Origin of the sequence: Protofrankia sp. Cj5 (assembly GCF_917627405.1) — a bacterium.
Classification (GTDB): Bacteria; Actinomycetota; Actinomycetes; order Frankiales; family Frankiaceae; genus Protofrankia.
Genome location: NZ_CAKJTO010000099.1, coordinates 1 through 15,224, shown reverse-complemented (window position 1 = coordinate 15,224; position 15,224 = coordinate 1). Strand labels below are relative to the sequence as shown.

The window sequence follows — 15,224 nt, the reverse complement described above, 5'->3', positions numbered from 1 at the left end:
ACTCCTTGATCCACACCCCTATTGCCGGGCGCTCTTAGCTGGTAGTTACGCCGTGCTCGCTGCAGCGCGCCGTCCACTCGGTGGGTGTTACCTGCACGATCAGCCGTCGGCGGCAGGTCGTGCAGAAGCGCGGCGGTTCCAGCAGCCGGGCCCGCCCACAGGTGTCGTGCGCGCCATCGGTGCGCGGGCGTCCGCACCGGTCACAGAAGGTCGTCTCGGTCCCGCTGATGGTCATGCTGGTGAGCGTAGGGCGTGTTGGGGTCTCCGGGCGCGCGGAAGGACCGTGGTCGCGCGCCCGGAGGAGGCCACCTTCTGGCCGGGCCGGTGCCGCTCCGGTCAGAAGGTGGCCTGCATCGACTTGATCGGCATTTTGAGGTCGGCGAGCATCGCGAGGTCCGCTTCGGCCGGGCGTCCCAACGTCGTCAGGTAGTTGCCGACGATGACGGCGTTGATGCCGCCGAGCATGCCGTCAACAGCCAGGTCACCGAGGGTGATTTCACGGCCGCCGGCATAACGCAGGATGGTGCGCGGCAGCGCGAGCCGGAACGCGGCGATCGTCCGCAGGGCGTCGGTGGCGTCGAGAACCGGCAGATCCGCGAAGGGCGTGCCAGGCCGCGGGTTGAGGAAGTTCAGCGGCACCTCGTCGGGCTCCAGGGCGGCCAGCTGCCCGGCGAGCTCCGCCCGTTGTTCCAGCGTCTCGCCGACACCGATGATCGCTCCGCAGCACAGCTCCATGCCGGCCGCGCGCACCATCTCGCAGGTGTCCCACCGTTCCTGCCAGCTGTGCGTGGTCACGACCTGGGGGAAGTGCGAACGCGCCGTCTCCAGGTTGTGGTTGTAACGGTGCACGCCCATGTCAACGAGGGCGTCAACGTGTTCTTGGGTGAGCATCCCGAGCGAACAGGCGATGTTGATGTCCACGGCGGCGTGGATCGCGGCGATGCCCGCGCGGACCTGGCTCATCAGCCGTTCGTCCGGGCCCCGTACAGCCGCGACGATGCAGAACTCGCTGGCTCCGGTGTCCTTGGTTGCCTGTGCGGCCTGGACCAGCGACGGGATGTCCAGCCAGACCGCGCGGACCGGTGAGTCGAACTGCCCGGACTGGGAGCAGAAGTGGCAGTCCTCGGGGCAGCCGCCGGTCTTGAGACTGACGATTCCCTCGACCTCGACGTCCGGGCCGCACCAGCGCATCCGCACCTCATGCGCGAGCGCGAGCGCTTCGCTGATCCGGTCGTCACCGAGCCGCAGCACGGCGAGTGTCTGCTCGGCCGACAGGCCGTTGCCGTCCTCCAGCACCTGCCTGCGAGCTGTCTGGAGGATGTCGTCGTCGGTGCCGGCGTCACTGCCCGCCGGCTGGGCGGCGGGCGGTTCAGCCGTGGGCGGTTCAGCCGTGGGCGGGACGGTCGCTGACGATGGCGGCACGGTGGTCTCCCTGTGGTCCGACGCGGACCTCGACTCGTCTGAAGGTACGGAGATGAGGCGGTGCGGGGACGGGCCCACGCTCGGCTGGACTCGTTTCCCCACGGTGGACGCTCGCACACCGGCCGAGGCTCACGCTCGCCCGCCGGCGATAGTTCTCAGCCGAGCCCGATCCGTCGGTCCGTGAACAATCATTCGACACCTGCTATTGGTATGTTTGTCACGGGCTGTGCCTTTTTCGAAATTCATGAGCGTCGAACGTACCGCCGAGCGCCGGTGCGAGACATGCTCGGGCGGTGTCCTGGAAGGACACCGCATCCGCCGCGCCGGCCCCGGCCGGGAGCGCTCCGGCGAGCGGGCGGGCAGCCAGCATCTCCAGGTCGCTGATGTTCGACCGGCAGGCGAGGTTCGGATCGGGCGGCCAGGAACCGATGACCAGACCGGCCAACTCCAGCCCACGGTGGGCCAGCGCCTCCAGCGTCAGGGCCGTGGCATTGAGCGTGCCGAGGCCTGCCTCGCTGACCAGCAGTACCGGCGCTGCCAGCGCGCGGGCGAGATCGGCCAGGGTGGCGCCGTCATCGTTATAGCGAACCAGCAGCCCGCCCGCGCCCTCCACCAGGACAAGCCGGCGGCCCCGGGCGAGGCCGGCCACTCGCCGGGCGACGTCGGTGAGTGCCACCGGCGGGCGCCGCGCGAGCCGGGCCGCCGCGGCCGGCGACAACGCAGCCGGGAAACGGGCGTACTCGTGTAGATCGTCGATGCCGGACAGCCGCCGTACGTGCTCGAGGTCGCCGGGCTCACCCGGTCCGAGACCGGTTTGGGCGACCTTCACCACGGCGACGTCCGCGTCCCGGTCACGGGCCAGCGTGGCTACGGCGGCGGTGACAACGGTCTTGCCGACACCGGTCCCGGTCCCGGTTACCATGATCACTGTCATGAGAGGCTCCGGCGGTAGGGCGTTCGATCAGGCAACGGCGTCCGGGTGGATGGATCGCGAGGCTGCGCGGGGAGGCACCGGATGCGCTGGGCGTCGGCCGAGGGCAACGACGCGAGGCGCGTCCCCAGCCCCACGCCGCCGCAGCCTCCTCCCCTGCTGCCCGGTCGCTCTCAGGGCGCGGCCAGTGCCGGTGGGCACAGCGCGGCGGCGAAGGCGGTGGCGGCGCGGGCCATGTCAGCGTCGGTGAGGTCAGCGCGGGCCGCGATCCGCAGCCGGCTCGTCCCCGGCGGCACGGTCGGGGGACGGAAGCAGCCGACCATCACACCATGCGCCCGGCAGATCGCTGTCGCCTCCACCGCGCGTCCGGGCTCGCCCAGCACAACCGATACCACGGCCCCGGCGGGGTGGGGGGCACCCGTGAGCGCGGCGAGCTGGCCGGCTCGCCGCCGTACCGCGGTGGCGAGGGCGGGCGTGGCGGTCAGCAGCTCGAGCGCTGCCAGCGCGGAACCAGCGCAGGCTGGGGCGAGCCCGGTGTCGAAGATGAACGTACGGGCAGTGTCGATCAGATGCGCGCGCACCGCGGGCGGGCCGAGCACCGCGCCGCCCTGGCTACCCAGTGCCTTGGACAGCGTGACGGTGGCCACCACGTCCGGCTCGCCGGCAAGCCCGGCGTCCGCGAGCGCTCCCCGGCCGCCCGGGCCAACCACACCGAGGCCGTGCGCGTCGTCGACGAGCAGCAGCGCGCCGCGGGCCCGGGTGACGCTGTGCAGCGCTGGCAGTGGCGCGAGGTCGCCGTCGGCGGAGAACACCGAGTCGGTGACGACGACAGCGTTGCGCCATGACTGCCCAGCCAGCGCCGTGTCGATCGCCTCGACATCGGTATGCGGGACGATCAGCACCCGCGCGCGGGAGAGGCGGCAGGCGTCGACCAGCGACGCGTGATTGCGTTCGTCTGAGACGATCAGGTCGTCAGGACCTGTCAGCGCGGTGAGGACGCCCAGGTTGGCCGCGTATCCGGAGGCGAAGACCAATGCGGAGGCGAAGCCGGTGTGGCTGGCGAGAGCGTCCTCAAGGTCGCTGTGCAGGGCTGTTGTTCCGGTCACCAGCCGGCTCCCGGTAGCGCCGGCACCCCAGGTCCGTAGTGCCCGCACCCCGCCTTCGACCACCTCGGGATGACGTGACAGCCCCAGGTAGTCGTTGCCGGCCAGGTCCAGCTGACCGGGCGGGTCACCGGCGGCCCACCCGCCGGGCAGGCGCGGGCGCACAGCGCGCCGCAGCCCGGCCTCCTCCCGGCTGCGGGCATGGCTGACCAACCATGCGAGCGGGTCGTGGGCCGTGTGACCTGCGGGGGGATGCACAGCGGAAGCCTATGGCCGACTGGTGCGAGCTGACGAGGGATCGGGTGTTCGAACGTGGTACCGACAGGCGACGCACGTTCCGGCGATGGCACCACGTCTGGCAGTCTGCCTTCTGTGGGAACGCTGGCGGACCTTCTGCGCGAGAGTACCGATCTTGGTGCGGACGACATCGACCATCTGCACGCTCTGGTGGCTGACTGGGCGCTGCTGGCCGACCTGTCCTTCGCGGACCTGTTGCTGCTGGTTCCGAGCAGGGCCGCGGCGGCCCGCGGCGGATCCGGTCCAGGGGCTGAGTTTCTGGTGGTGGCGCAGGTGCGGCCAACCACCGGACCGACGGCCTATCACAACGATGAGGTCGGCAGCGTCATGATCAACAGATGGGTGGTGCAGAACTCGTGGCGGGAACGCCGGATCGCCCGTGAGGGCGAGCCGGAGTGGGACGGCGGGGTACCGGTCCGGACCGAGGCGATCCCGGTCCTGCACTCCGATCGGGTGATCGCGGTGCTGGCGCGGGACACGAATCTGGCCACTACCCGGACGCCCAGCGCGCTGGAATCGGCCTACCTGCAGTGCGCGAACAACTTGGCACTGATGATCGCGCAGGGGGCCTTCCCGTTCCGGGGAAGCGCGGCCGAGCTGCCCGAAGCGCCCCGGGTCGGGGACGGGATGCTTCGACTGGACGGCTCAGGAAAGGTCATCTTCGCCAGCCCCAACGCGCTGTCGGCCTATCGTCGCCTTGGCTATACCGGCAATGTCACCGGTGAGGATCTTCGCTCGGTGCACCGGACGCTGAATCTGCCGGCGACCACGCCCGCTGTCTGGCACGCGATCGGCCGCCGCCGGCCGGTCGAGGTGGAACTCGCGGTTGCCAGCACGGTGGTGCTGTTGCGCGCGATCCCGCTGTTCCCCGGTGCCACCCGGGAGGTGCTCGTCCTGGTCCGTGACGTCTCCGATCTTCGCCGGCGGGAGGCGCAGCTGCTCAGCAAGGACGCGACCATCCGGGAGATCCATCATCGGGTGAAGAACAACTTGCAGACCGTCGCGGCTCTGCTGCGGCTGCAGATGCGCCGGACCAAGGTGGACGAGGCCCGGCTGGCGTTGCGGGAGTCCGTGCGCCGGGTGACATCGATAGCCGTGGTTCACGAGACGCTTTCGCAGAGTCTCGGCGAATCCGTGCCTTTTGATGAGATCGCTGATCAGATCACGTCGGTCACCGTTGATCTCGCTTCGACCGGGACCCGCGCCAACACGACCCGCAAGGGATCGTTCGGGCGATTGCCCGGCGAACTCGCCACGCCGCTGGCGCTGGTGCTCTCCGAGCTTCTGCAGAATGCTGTCGAACATGCGTTTGAAGGATCGGCTGGCATGATTGAACTCCGTGTCCATCGTGATGCTGATCGACTGGATGTGGTGGTCGCCGATGACGGCGCGGGGCTGCCCGACGATTTCCAGCTGGAGCACTCGCCCAGGCTGGGCCTCCAGATCGTCCGCCAGCTCGTGCTTGGTGAGATGCAGGGAGCGATTCGGCTCCAGGCGGGACCGGATCGTGGTACGGAGGCCCTGTTGTCCATCCCGTTGCGGGTATGAAAAATTCTTTTGAAGATCGATGTTATGCGGACCGTCGAGGTGGGTACAGCACCACCGTGCCTGGCGCCGTCCCACCCCGTTCTGGCCCCCCATGCCCTGCTGCCTCGCCCCCGGTACAGCGGGTGTTGATGATTCCGTTCGCAGACCGCACGAATACGGATGGGAATGGCATCAAAGCGCGCGGCAACACTCCCATGGCCGGTCCATCACATCCGGGCCAACCGGGAAGTCGTCGTGCGGCTCGTGCCGGATCGGTGGTTCTAGGTAATCAGGCGGTGCGAACTCGGGTGCGCGCTGTGCGTTTGAGTGCACGGCGCTCATCCTCGCTCAAACCGCCCCAAACCCCGGAATCTTGCCCGGTGTCAAGTGCCCAGCTCAAGCAATCACTTGTTACAGCACACCGCCTGCAGACGGCCTTTGCTTCTTCGACCTGGCGTTCAGCCGGACCGGTAGTACCGATCGGGAAGAAGAGCTCGGGATCCTCGTCACGGCAGAGCGCTCTGTGGCGCCAGTCCATGCGTACAACTCCCTCTCTCGTCTCGGGCCACACTGCACGTGAGACGCTTTGCGAGCCGCTACGGTTGTGCCGCACTTCCCGACAATCATTTGGATGCCGGATCCGTGCGGAGCATCGATCTTTCGACCGCCTGCACCCTCGCGCGTGAGCCCGAGGTGTACGTGGTCCATCCACCTCGGACATTCGCCACCCTCCCACCGCAACTGCCGTGGGCGCAAGAACCTGGAAGTGGCTTCCCAGCCCTTCTAGCCTGCGCCTGTCCCGGCGAGACACAGGTGGACCACGCTTTGCGGTGGGTCGAACGGCGTTGACAGATGGGCTCTCCAACACTGCTAGCCCAGTGAACACACATCCGCTGGGGATCTGGAGAACATGCCGGATTGGCCTTGGCTGCCCTCGTCCAGAGGGTTTTCCGCTTATGCGGATCCCCCTGAGAGGTCCCTGCCCATCATGGTCACCGCTATGATGGCATCGTTGGTTCATGCAGGTTCTTGGTCATCGCGGTAGCCGGACGCCCGGCCCGGAGAACACGGTCGAGGCAGTGAACGCCGCGTTGCGCGCCGGTGCCGATGGTATCGAAGTGGATGTACGGCGCAGCGCCGACGGCGATCTGGTGTGCGTGCATGACGCCCGGATACCGGGCCGGCTGACCGGTCGGGCCGTCGTCCGCCGGACCACCCGCGAACTCAGTGACCTCGGGGTGCCGACGCTGACCGACATCCTTGACGCATGGGACGGCCGCGGCCGTATCATTCTCGAGGTCAAGAACCAGCCGGGCCAGCCGGACTTCGACGCGCCGCGGGAACAGACCGCCCGGGTCCTGATCGACCTGCTGCGGGCTCGTGGGTTCGGCCGGGCCGCCAGCACCGCTTCGGCGGCTTCGTCGGCTGTCACGGTCTCCTCGTTCGACTGGTTCGCGATCGAGGCGGTACGCGACGCCGGGATCGCCGTGAGCACGGCCTTCCTGGCCATGCCGCGGATGTCGGTGACCGGCGGCATCGCCTATGTGCGATCGGCGGGGCACCAGGAGCTGCACGCTCACGTGTCGTCCGTGCTTGGTTCCGCGACGATGCCGGAACGGGCCAGGGCGGCGGGCGTGGGCCTGGTCACCTGGACAGTCGCCTCGGTGGCCGACGCCGAGCAGCTGCGTGACGCCGGTGTGGACGCGGTGATCTGCGATGACCCGGCCGAGGTTGTCCGCAAGCTCGGACCCTGACGGGGGAGGGGAGCCCCAGCCCCGCGACGCCGCGTCCCCTGTTGCCGGGCGCTCTTAGACGATGACGCGCAGGGCCTTGGGCACGGAGCTGACCGTCAGTTCCGTCTGCGGCCCGATGTACTCGCCGTCCAGCTGAAACGGGATCGCCCTCGCGGCCGTCAGCGTGATCCGCGGCTCGTCGTGCAGCGCGAGGACGTGACGGCCTTGAGGTCCCCGGGAGCTGTGCAGCATCTGCAGGACGCTACGGGTCGTCGTGGTCACCGTCAGCCGGCGCAGGCCGACAAGGTCCAGCCCGCTGTCGAAGGAGGCGGCCGGGCAGGCACGCACCGGCCGCGCATTGAGGTACGTCCAGGGCGCGGTGTTGCACACCACGGCCATCAACACCTGATCCGGCACCGATGCCGGATCGCCCGGATCGCCCGGCGGGGCAGTGCGCTGGGCCTCTATCGGGGCATGTGTGCCCGTTTTATTCGTTTTGTTGGATGTAGCTGGCTCGCCTGTGCTGACGGTGATCAGGGGCCAGCGGCGCCCGGTGTTGCGGACGAACCGGCCGAGCGCGGAGCGGAAGTACAGCCCGGGGGTGTTGCGGCGGCCGTGTACCCGTTTGCGCTCGACCTGCTCGACCACTGCCGCGTCCAGGCCGAAGCCGGCGCAGAAGGCGAACCAGCGGGACTGGCTGGCACCTGGGGAACGGGTGAAGGCCGCGTGCCCGAGCCCGATCCGGCGGCTGCGGCCCTCTCGGAGGGCCTCCAGCAGCTCTCCCGTCGCTTCCACCGGGGCGGCCGGATAGCCCAGGGCGCGGGCGAAGACGTTGGTGCTGCCACCGGGCACCACAGCGAGGGCCGGGGCGTCGGGGGCAGGCCCCGAGCGGAGCAGCCCGTTGACGATCTCGTTGACCGTCCCGTCACCGCCGAGCGCGACAACCAGGCCGAGGCCGTTGTCAGCGGCGCGCTCAGCGAGCTCGGCGGCGTGGCCCCGGCCCTTCGTCATGACGACGTCCACGTTGAGATCGGCGGCCAGCGCACTGACCAGCACATCCCGGATGCGTCGCGTCGTCGCCGTTGCGATGGGATTCACGACCAGCAGCGCGCGCATGATGTCCACGGTAGCTGCTTGGACTTTGCCAGGCGGTCACGACGTAATCATCGCCACCGGCGGACATCGGGCAGCACCGGTGGATGTGCCCGCCACCGCCGTCTACGCGACCACGTACTGTCGGTGGGTGCCTTCCAGGATCGACCGGTACCGCGCTCGTCCGCGGGATGCCGCGCACGCCTTGCCGGCCGCGGTGGTGTTGCTCAGCGTCGAGGGGCTCGCGCTTGTCGGTCTCGGGATGTTCCTGATCGTGCGGGGTTTCGGTGCGGGCACCGGCGACCGCGGCCGGGCCGAGATCGGTGGTCTGTTCGCCATCGCCGCCGGCGCCGGGCTCTGCCTGCTGGGGCGGGCGCTGCTGGCCGGGCGGTGGTGGGCGCGTTCACCCGTTGTTGTTGTACAACTGTTGTGCTTTCCTGTCGCCGTCGGCCTGCTCCAGGGCCAGCGTTATGGCGAAGGTATCTCGATCATCGTTGTCGCGGTGGCCGTCCTCACGCTCATCGGCCTGGCAGGCGGCTATCGACCCAGGGATCCCGGCGCGCCCCGACGCTGACGGCCCGGCCCGGCCCGGCGGTTGTATGGCGCGGGTCGGCTTTTTCCGCTTGGTGCGGGCGCTGGGGCGCTCCGCCCACGCGGCAGGACGCTTTCTGGGCATGGCGAGCAGGGACCCGCGCGGACGTGAAGTGTTCGGGCGGGGGGCGAAGCGACCGAAGATCCAGCAGACACGCTGTACCCCCGCGACGCCGCGTCCCCTGTTGCCGGTCGCTCTAAGTGGTCGCCGCCGGAAGTTGTTCGGGGGGTGCCGGATGACAGACGGATGCATCGTGAGGCGGAGAAGGCCCAGGCAGCGGTGTTCTACCTGGGCCGACGACAATGAGGCGAGGCGCCGTCTGGCGCCGGCAGACCCTGGACGAACTGCCGGCGGCGACCACTAAGCATCCTCCAGCAGCCCGCGACGCAGCTGGGCCAGGGTGCGGGCGAGCAGGCGCGAGACGTGCATCTGGGAGATCCCGAGCTCCGCGGCGATCTGTGACTGGGTCATGTTCCCGAAGAACCGCAGCAGCAGGATTCGCTTCTCCCGTGGGGGCAGCTTCTCCAGCAGCGGCTTGAGTGACTCCCGGTACTCGACCCCTTCCAGGGACTCGTCCTGGACACCGAGGGTGTCAGCTACCGCGGGGGCTTCGTCGTCGCCGGAGTCCGGAGCGTCCAGCGAGACCGCCGAGTAGGCGTTGGCGGACTCCAGGCCCTCCAGCACCTCCTCCTCGGTCATCTGGAGATGCGCGGCGATCTCGCTTACCGTTGGTGACCGGCCGAGCGTCTGGGACAGCTCCGACGTGGCCTTTGTCAGCGACAGCTTGAGCTCCTGGAGCCGTCGCGGCACCCGGATCGCCCAGCCCTTGTCCCGGAAGTGCCGCTTGATCTCGCCGACGATGGTCGGCGTCGCGTACGTGGAGAACTCCACCCCGCGCTCGGGATCGAAGCGGTCAACGGACTTGATAAGCCCGATCGTCGCGACCTGGGTCAGGTCGTCGAGCGGCTCGCCACGGTTGCGGAAGCGGCGGGCCAGGTACTCCACCAGCGGCAGGTGCATCCGGACGAGCTGGTCACGGATCTCCGCCCGTTCGGGAGTGCGGTCGGGCATCGCGACCAGCTGGGCGAACAGTTCACGGGCACGTGCCCTGTCGTTGGTTTCGTCAGGGTGGCCCGAACCGTGACGCTGGTCGTCCGCTGGTCCGCCCTGGACCGTGACCGTCGCGGTGGGTACGGATGGCTCTGGCGGCAGGATGTCCTTGTCGCCCGGCCTGGCAGCGGCGTCGCCGCCGGGCTCGTCCCGGCTGGCTTCATCAGGTGCGGATTCGGTGGGTGCGGGCTCGTTCTGGGCCATCAGGCCATGGGCGTCGTCAAGCAGAGGCCGTGAGCGCTGCGTGGCCGGGGGCGCGGCGTTCTGCAACGGTCGGATGCGGCCTGCGGTCACGGCGCGCCCACCGGCCCGTTGTTCGGTGCGCCTGTGTTTTTTGTCCATTGCGTCTTGATCGTCTGCGGGTCGGCGGTCGTGGGGCTGTATCCGTTGTTCTCGCGCACGGCGTTGCTCTCGCGCACGGCGTTGCTCTCGGGGACAGCGTTGCTCTCGGGGACGCCGCGTCGCTTGCGCAGCCTGATGGTGACCCGCGAATCGGTGGACACCGAGCTGGAGACCTCATCGGCGAGGGCGGTCAGCACCGTCCAGGCGAACGTGTCGGTGGACGGGGGCTCGCCGTCCACGCTGAGCACGGTCACGCCGACCTGGATGACCCCGGGGGAGAGCTCGAAGGTGCACTCCAGGTTCGAACCAGGCGCAGCCGACAGCAGCAGCAGGGCGCATGCCTCGTCCACGGCGATCCGTAGATCTTCGATGTCGTCGAGGGTGAAATCACCGCGGGCCGCGAGCGACGCCGTGGCGGTCCGCAGAACCGACAGGTAGGCGCTTGCCGCGGGGAGCGTGAGCTGCACGATGTCACGTAGCCCACCACCAGGCACGCCGGAGCTGGGAGCCGCGCCGGTGGAGGCGTTGGCGTCGGGAACCCCGCCGCCCGGGACACCGCCCTGACCGTTCGCGGTTCCGGTCGTTGGCATCGTGTCCACTGCGGTACCCCCTTGTCGCTTGTCGCTCAAGGTCTCCGGCGGCGTGAAAACCATGGTCACGCCACTGTCAACCGCCGACGTCCGTTCCCGCTTCGTGTCACCTGAAGACCACCGTACCCAGCGCTGAGGTGCCTCCGCAGGTTGGGTGATCAATTCTGGCGATTGTGACGGTGATTCCGGCAACGTCCCATCGCCCTGGATGCGACGATGGTCCTATTGAACCGAAAAAACTGAGATTTTTGGCCTGATAAGAGGCTTCGGCGGCAGGACGCTCGATCAGACAGCGGCGTCCGGGTGGATGGATCGCGAGGCGGCGGAGGCAGTCACCGGAGGCGCTGGGCGTCGACCGAGGACAACGACGCGAGGCGCGGGCCGGGCCGGGCCTGGCGGATCGACTGCGCCGATCCGCCAGGCCCGGATACATCCACCCGGACGCCCTGCCCGCGGGTGCCCTCAGGCGGCCTTGGTCTCCCAGAAGATCGTGGAGATCTGGTCGATGAGGTCAAGCAGCCGCTGCCCGTCCGCCGGGTCGACCGACCCCTTGGCGCCAGCCGCTCCCGCCGCCTTGGTGGCCTGCCAGAACAGGTCATGCAGCTCGGGGTACTTCTCGACGTGGTTGGGCTTGAAGTAGTCGGTCCACAGCACCCACAGGTGGTGCTTGACCAGCTCCGCCCGCTCTTCCTTGATGGCCAGCGCCCGAGTGCGGAAGGCTGGGTCGTCGTTTCCCTGGAACTTCTCCTGGATGGCCTTCACGGACTGCGCTTCGATCCTCGCCTGGGCCGGGTCGTAGACCCCGCAGGGCAGGTCGCAGTGGGCGCTGACCGTTGTCTTCGGACGCAGGAGGCTCATGCCGCCGTCCTTTCTCGTCTGGCTGGATGTATGGGTGGCTGGACGTGTGGGGAACATCTGGTGGGCGCAAGGCGCCTGTTGATCGTCAGACATGGCGGGCCACAGTGGTCCGGGCGGCAGCAGGGCTCTAGTTCCCACCGTCTGGCAACCTACCCGGATGAGGCTGGGTGTCGCGGTACGGGCGGTCTGGGTCAGCGGGGGGTCCATGCAGCCGACGCTGCGGGACGGCGATGCGTGCCTGGTGCTGTGGGGTGTGGCCCCGCGGGCGGGAGACGTGGTCGTGGCGCGGCTGCCCGGCCGCGGGCTCGGCGTGAAGCGCGCGGCCTTCGTCGAGCCTGACGGGTCGTGGTGGCTGCGATCCGACAACGTCATGCTCGGCACGGACAGCGCGGCCTTCGGTTCCGTGCCGGCCGGGGACGTGCTGGGCCGGGTCGTCGCCCGCTACTGGCCGCGACCATGCTGGCTGCGCAGGGACGCGTAGAACGCGAGGCAGTCGGGGTAGGACGGGAGCAGGCCCGCGGCTTCGGCCGCCTTCAGGGTGGGGGCCTGCGCGTCCTTCTCGGACAGCAACGGAGGCACATCCAGGGGCCACGGCAGTGCCAGATCGGGGTCAAGCGGGTCTATACCGTGCTCACGCGAGGGGTTGTAGGTCGTCGAGCAGAGATAGGAGATCGCCGTGTCGTCGGTGAGTGCCATGAAGGCGTGCCCGAGCCCCTCGGCAAGGTAGAGGCCCCGCCGGTCGACATCGTCGAGCACCACCGCCGCATGCGTCCCGTAGGTCGGCGAGCCGACTCGGATGTCGACCACGCAGTCGAGCACCCGGCCGTGCACGCATGTGACGTACTTGGCCTGGCTGGGCGGGATATCGGCATAGTGGACGCCGCGCAGCGTCCCTCGCCGGCTCACGCTGTGGTTCGCCTGGGCGAGATCGAGTGAGTGACCGATCACCTTGGTCAGGCTTTCGGAGCGGAACCACTCCAGGAACGTGCCTCGGTCATCGGTGTGCTGGCGGGGGGTGAACACCCAGGCGCCGGCTATTGCGAGTTCATGAGCCTCCACGAACGCGCACCGTACCGGGTAACGACGTCCATTGGGTGGCCAACGTGTCCACCGCTGTCAGCCGGCACCGCGGGCCGCCGCGGTGCCGGCTCGCGGACCGCGCCGGCCGATGCCGAGCGGCCCGAGACCACGGACCAGCCCGAGACCACCGCCCGGCCGGGCATCGCTGGTTTGGAGCGTCCGGCAACAGGGGACGCGGCGTCGCGGGGCTGGGGCACGCACCTCGCTGTGTTGTCGTCGGTCGTCACCCAACGCCAGGGTGACTCCCTCCGCCGCCTCGCGATGCACGCACCCCAGCCCCGCTCCTTGATCCACGCCCCTGTTGCCGGACGCTCTTATTGGTGTTCTCATGCTGATCCATTGGCATTGCGGCGTGCCATGGCTTCTTTGGCGCGCACCTTGTGCGCCCGAGGACATGCGCGTGCTTCAGTCGGAGCCGGGAGACGCTTGTGAGCAGGCAGAAGAGCCCACGTGTCATATTGGACAGCATCCCCGGGCGATCCCCGGTTCGCCGTCCACGCCTCCCACCCGTCGAGGCAGCTCGTCCGAGGGAGTATGTGATGACCGCCACAACCGACCATTCCGTTGGTCAGGTCGGGCCTGATCCATCCGCGCGGGTGCCGGCTGCGCAGGCAGCCACCGTGGATGTGCCGGGGCCGGTCGGCCGCGATACCGACCCCGCCTTTGTCCTGCACAAGGGTGGAAAGATCGGCCTTGCGCTGACCGTCCCGTTGAACAACCGCGAGGATCTGTCACTCGCCTACACTCCTGGCGTCGCGCGTGTCTGTACGGCCATAGCGGCCGAGCCGGGCCTTGCCGACGACTTCACCTGGCGCTCCAACGCGGTCGCGGTGGTGACCGACGGCACCGCGGTGCTGGGGCTTGGCGACATCGGCCCGGCCGCGGCGCTGCCGGTCATGGAGGGCAAGGCCGCGCTTTTCAAGCATTTCGCCGGAGTGGACGCGGTGCCGATCTGCCTTGACTGCACCGACGTGGAGGAGGTCGTGGAGACCGTCGCCCGGTTGGCGCCCGGTTTCGGCGGCATCAACCTGGAGGACATCTCGGCGCCGAGGTGCTTTGCCATCGAGCGGTTGTTGCAGAGCCGGTTGGACATTCCGGTGTTCCACGACGACCAGCACGGGACGGCCATCGTGACGCTGGCCGCCCTGGTGAACGCGGCCCGCCTGACCGGCCGAGGCCTTGGGGAGCTGCGTGCGGTCGTGTCCGGAGCGGGTGCCGCGGGCGTGGCTGTGACCCGCATCCTGCTTGCTGCTGGCATCGGGGAAATTGCGGTTGGTGACAGCCGTGGCATTCTGCACACCGGTCGTCCTGATCTCAGCCCAATCAAGGCGATGGTCGCGGCTGAGACCAATCGGGCCGGCCTGTCGGGCTCGATCAACGATGCGCTGGCCGGAGCCGATGTCTTCATCGGCCTGTCCTCGGGCAAGGTGCCTGAGGCCGCGGTGGCGTCGATGGCATCGGGGTCGATCGTCTTCGCCATGGCCAATCCCGACCCCGAGGTCGATCCGGAGGTCGCGCACTGCTATGCCCGGGTTGTGGCCACCGGCCGCAGCGATTATCCGAATCAGATCAACAACGTGCTGGCCTTCCCGGGGGTGTTCCGCGGCGCGCTGGACGTCCGCGCGAGCCACATAACCGAGCCGATGAAGCTGGCGGCGGCTGACGCGCTCGCCGCGGTGATCGCGGATGAGCTGACCGAGCAGCACATCATCCCGAGCGTGTTCGACGACCGGGTCGCGCCAGCGGTTGCCGCCGCTGTGGCCCGGCAGGCTCGCGCCGATGGCGTGGCCCGCCGGTAGAGCGGTGACGGCTTTCAGGGAGCGTACCGAGAGCCTGCGCAGGGGGTGTCTGACCCAGATAGCACCTGGCGGGCTATCTGGGTCAGACCCGGCCGCAGCCGGCGCAGGGATGGTTCTCGGAGGCGTCCATCAGGGGCCGGAGCGTCCCGCAGCCCTTGTAGGTACAGGAGACGAAGTCCGTCGCGGAGACGATGACGATCGTGTCGTTGTCGCCGCGGACAGTTGGCGCGGGGTCGGCCGACGGCACGGGCGCGCGCCGTCCGCGGCGGAACCATCGGGACGGGCCTGGACCGGTCACTGGCATCTGTTTGGGTGACACCACATCGAAGAGTGGAGCACAGGTTGGACAGGCACGCGATGGGCACGGTGCCGCGCGTGCGGCCATCGGTCTGGCTCGGGCGTGTTGCGGCCGGCTGTCCGGCTCACCGCGTCCAGGCGGCCCGTGGCCGCGTTCTCGGTCACACCGATACGGCTCATCCGGTATCGGTGTGACCCGCGGCCCTGCCAGCAACCACCTGGACGCGGTTCCCTGATCGAACGACGGCTTCCGATAAGAGCGCCCGGCAATAGGGGTGTGGGTCAAGGAGTGGGGCTGGGGTGCGTGCATCGCGAGGCGGCGGAGGGAGGCGCCCTGTGTTGGGCGTCGACTGACGAGCCGGGGTACCCGTGCATCGCGCGGCGATGGACGGGCAGCGATGCGGCGAGGTGCGTGCCCCAGCCCCGCGACGCCGCGTCCCCTATTGCCGGT

At 69.1% G+C, this 15,224-nt stretch carries 15 protein-coding genes; 5 read left to right on the top strand and 10 right to left on the bottom strand.

Annotated features, from left to right (window positions below; all coding sequences use genetic code 11):
* Positions 1 to 336: 336 nt before the first annotated feature.
* From bioB to MJ777_RS18300, 3 genes are all read right to left on the bottom strand, one after another.
* Positions 337 to 1,422, bottom strand: a complete 1,086-nt coding sequence (gene bioB / locus MJ777_RS18310; RefSeq protein WP_370652767.1) for a biotin synthase BioB — start codon at positions 1,420 to 1,422, stop codon at positions 337 to 339.
* A 217-nt stretch (positions 1,423 to 1,639) separates the two neighbouring features.
* On the bottom strand, positions 1,640 to 2,356 hold the full coding sequence (gene bioD / locus MJ777_RS18305; RefSeq protein ID WP_239345855.1) for a dethiobiotin synthase: 717 nt from the start codon (positions 2,354 to 2,356) through the stop codon (positions 1,640 to 1,642).
* Positions 2,357 to 2,526: 170 nt separating this feature from the next.
* Complete coding sequence (locus MJ777_RS18300) at positions 2,527 to 3,714, bottom strand: 8-amino-7-oxononanoate synthase (protein ID WP_239310117.1); 1,188 nt, start codon at positions 3,712 to 3,714, stop codon at positions 2,527 to 2,529.
* Positions 3,715 to 3,828: 114 nt separating this feature from the next.
* On the opposite strand from MJ777_RS18300, the gene MJ777_RS18295 reads away from it, so the two are divergent.
* Entirely contained in the window at positions 3,829 to 5,301 is a 1,473-nt protein-coding gene (locus MJ777_RS18295) for a sensor histidine kinase (RefSeq protein ID WP_239310116.1), read from the top strand.
* 268 nt (positions 5,302 to 5,569) lie between these two features.
* On the opposite strand, the gene MJ777_RS18290 is transcribed toward MJ777_RS18295, so the two are convergent.
* Positions 5,570 to 5,818 carry a WhiB family transcriptional regulator gene (locus MJ777_RS18290; RefSeq protein ID WP_239310115.1) on the bottom strand — a complete coding sequence of 83 codons (249 nt, stop codon included), beginning with the start codon at positions 5,816 to 5,818 and terminating at the stop codon, positions 5,570 to 5,572.
* Between the two features lie 481 nt (positions 5,819 to 6,299).
* On the opposite strand from MJ777_RS18290, the gene MJ777_RS18285 reads away from it, so the two are divergent.
* On the top strand, positions 6,300 to 7,034 hold the full coding sequence (locus MJ777_RS18285) for a glycerophosphodiester phosphodiesterase (protein WP_239310114.1): 735 nt from the start codon (positions 6,300 to 6,302) through the stop codon (positions 7,032 to 7,034).
* Between the two features lie 54 nt (positions 7,035 to 7,088).
* Here the strand turns inward: MJ777_RS18285 and MJ777_RS18280 are convergent, their stop codons facing one another.
* Positions 7,089 to 8,129: a diacylglycerol kinase family protein gene (locus tag MJ777_RS18280; RefSeq protein ID WP_239377269.1), complete on the bottom strand. Its 1,041-nt coding sequence runs from the start codon at positions 8,127 to 8,129 to the stop codon at positions 7,089 to 7,091.
* A gap of 79 nt (positions 8,130 to 8,208) precedes the next feature.
* Between MJ777_RS18280 and MJ777_RS18275 the strand changes: the two genes are divergently transcribed.
* A complete protein-coding gene (locus MJ777_RS18275; RefSeq protein WP_239377268.1) occupies positions 8,209 to 8,679 on the top strand; it encodes a hypothetical protein in 471 nt (156 codons plus the stop codon).
* A gap of 378 nt (positions 8,680 to 9,057) precedes the next feature.
* Here MJ777_RS18275 and MJ777_RS18270 read toward each other — a convergent pair whose 3' ends face one another.
* The 3 genes from MJ777_RS18270 to sodN all read right to left on the bottom strand — a co-directional run bounded on the left by MJ777_RS18270 (position 9,058) and on the right by sodN (position 11,597).
* Positions 9,058 to 10,149 carry an RNA polymerase sigma factor SigF gene (locus MJ777_RS18270; protein ID WP_239377267.1) on the bottom strand — a complete coding sequence of 364 codons (1,092 nt, stop codon included), beginning with the start codon at positions 10,147 to 10,149 and terminating at the stop codon, positions 9,058 to 9,060.
* Positions 10,098 to 10,739 (bottom strand): anti-sigma factor, encoded by a 642-nt coding sequence (locus MJ777_RS18265; RefSeq protein ID WP_370652768.1) that lies wholly within the window; start codon positions 10,737 to 10,739, stop codon positions 10,098 to 10,100. Before MJ777_RS18265 ends, MJ777_RS18270 begins: the two co-directional genes overlap by 52 nt.
* Before the next feature lie 462 nt (positions 10,740 to 11,201).
* Positions 11,202 to 11,597 carry a superoxide dismutase, Ni gene (sodN, locus tag MJ777_RS18260; RefSeq protein ID WP_239313245.1) on the bottom strand — a complete coding sequence of 132 codons (396 nt, stop codon included), beginning with the start codon at positions 11,595 to 11,597 and terminating at the stop codon, positions 11,202 to 11,204.
* A gap of 157 nt (positions 11,598 to 11,754) precedes the next feature.
* Here sodN and MJ777_RS18255 point away from each other — a divergent pair, with 157 nt between their 5' ends.
* Positions 11,755 to 12,078: a S24/S26 family peptidase gene (locus MJ777_RS18255; protein ID WP_239377265.1), complete on the top strand. Its 324-nt coding sequence runs from the start codon at positions 11,755 to 11,757 to the stop codon at positions 12,076 to 12,078.
* Here MJ777_RS18255 and rfbC read toward each other — a convergent pair.
* Positions 12,039 to 12,656: a dTDP-4-dehydrorhamnose 3,5-epimerase gene (gene rfbC / locus MJ777_RS18250; protein WP_239313251.1), complete on the bottom strand. Its 618-nt coding sequence runs from the start codon at positions 12,654 to 12,656 to the stop codon at positions 12,039 to 12,041. The two genes, MJ777_RS18255 and rfbC, sit on opposite strands and share 40 nt — an antisense overlap.
* A 560-nt stretch (positions 12,657 to 13,216) precedes the next feature.
* Between rfbC and MJ777_RS18245 the strand changes: the two genes are divergently transcribed.
* Positions 13,217 to 14,476 carry an NADP-dependent malic enzyme gene (locus tag MJ777_RS18245; protein ID WP_239313254.1) on the top strand — a complete coding sequence of 420 codons (1,260 nt, stop codon included), beginning with the start codon at positions 13,217 to 13,219 and terminating at the stop codon, positions 14,474 to 14,476.
* Positions 14,477 to 14,558: 82 nt separating this feature from the next.
* On the opposite strand, the gene MJ777_RS18240 is transcribed toward MJ777_RS18245, so the two are convergent.
* On the bottom strand, positions 14,559 to 14,780 hold the full coding sequence (locus tag MJ777_RS18240; protein WP_370652766.1) for a hypothetical protein: 222 nt from the start codon (positions 14,778 to 14,780) through the stop codon (positions 14,559 to 14,561).
* Between the last annotated feature and the right edge of the window lie 444 nt (positions 14,781 to 15,224).

Coding starts and splice junctions, on each gene's coding strand:
- bioD (WP_239345855.1), bottom strand. CDS start 2,356: ATGACAGTGATCATGGTAACCGGGACCGGGACCGGTGTCGGCAAGACC.
- MJ777_RS18290 (WP_239310115.1), bottom strand. CDS start 5,818: ATGGACTGGCGCCACAGAGCGCTCTGCCGTGACGAGGATCCCGAGCTC.
- MJ777_RS18285 (WP_239310114.1), top strand. CDS start 6,300: ATGCAGGTTCTTGGTCATCGCGGTAGCCGGACGCCCGGCCCGGAGAAC.
- MJ777_RS18280 (WP_239377269.1), bottom strand. CDS start 8,129: ATGCGCGCGCTGCTGGTCGTGAATCCCATCGCAACGGCGACGACGCGA.
- MJ777_RS18270 (WP_239377267.1), bottom strand. CDS start 10,149: ATGGACAAAAAACACAGGCGCACCGAACAACGGGCCGGTGGGCGCGCC.
- MJ777_RS18265 (WP_370652768.1), bottom strand. CDS start 10,739: ATGCCAACGACCGGAACCGCGAACGGTCAGGGCGGTGTCCCGGGCGGC.
- sodN (WP_239313245.1), bottom strand. CDS start 11,597: ATGAGCCTCCTGCGTCCGAAGACAACGGTCAGCGCCCACTGCGACCTG.
- MJ777_RS18255 (WP_239377265.1), top strand. CDS start 11,755: ATGAGGCTGGGTGTCGCGGTACGGGCGGTCTGGGTCAGCGGGGGGTCC.
- MJ777_RS18245 (WP_239313254.1), top strand. CDS start 13,217: ATGACCGCCACAACCGACCATTCCGTTGGTCAGGTCGGGCCTGATCCA.
- MJ777_RS18240 (WP_370652766.1), bottom strand. CDS start 14,780: ATGCCAGTGACCGGTCCAGGCCCGTCCCGATGGTTCCGCCGCGGACGG.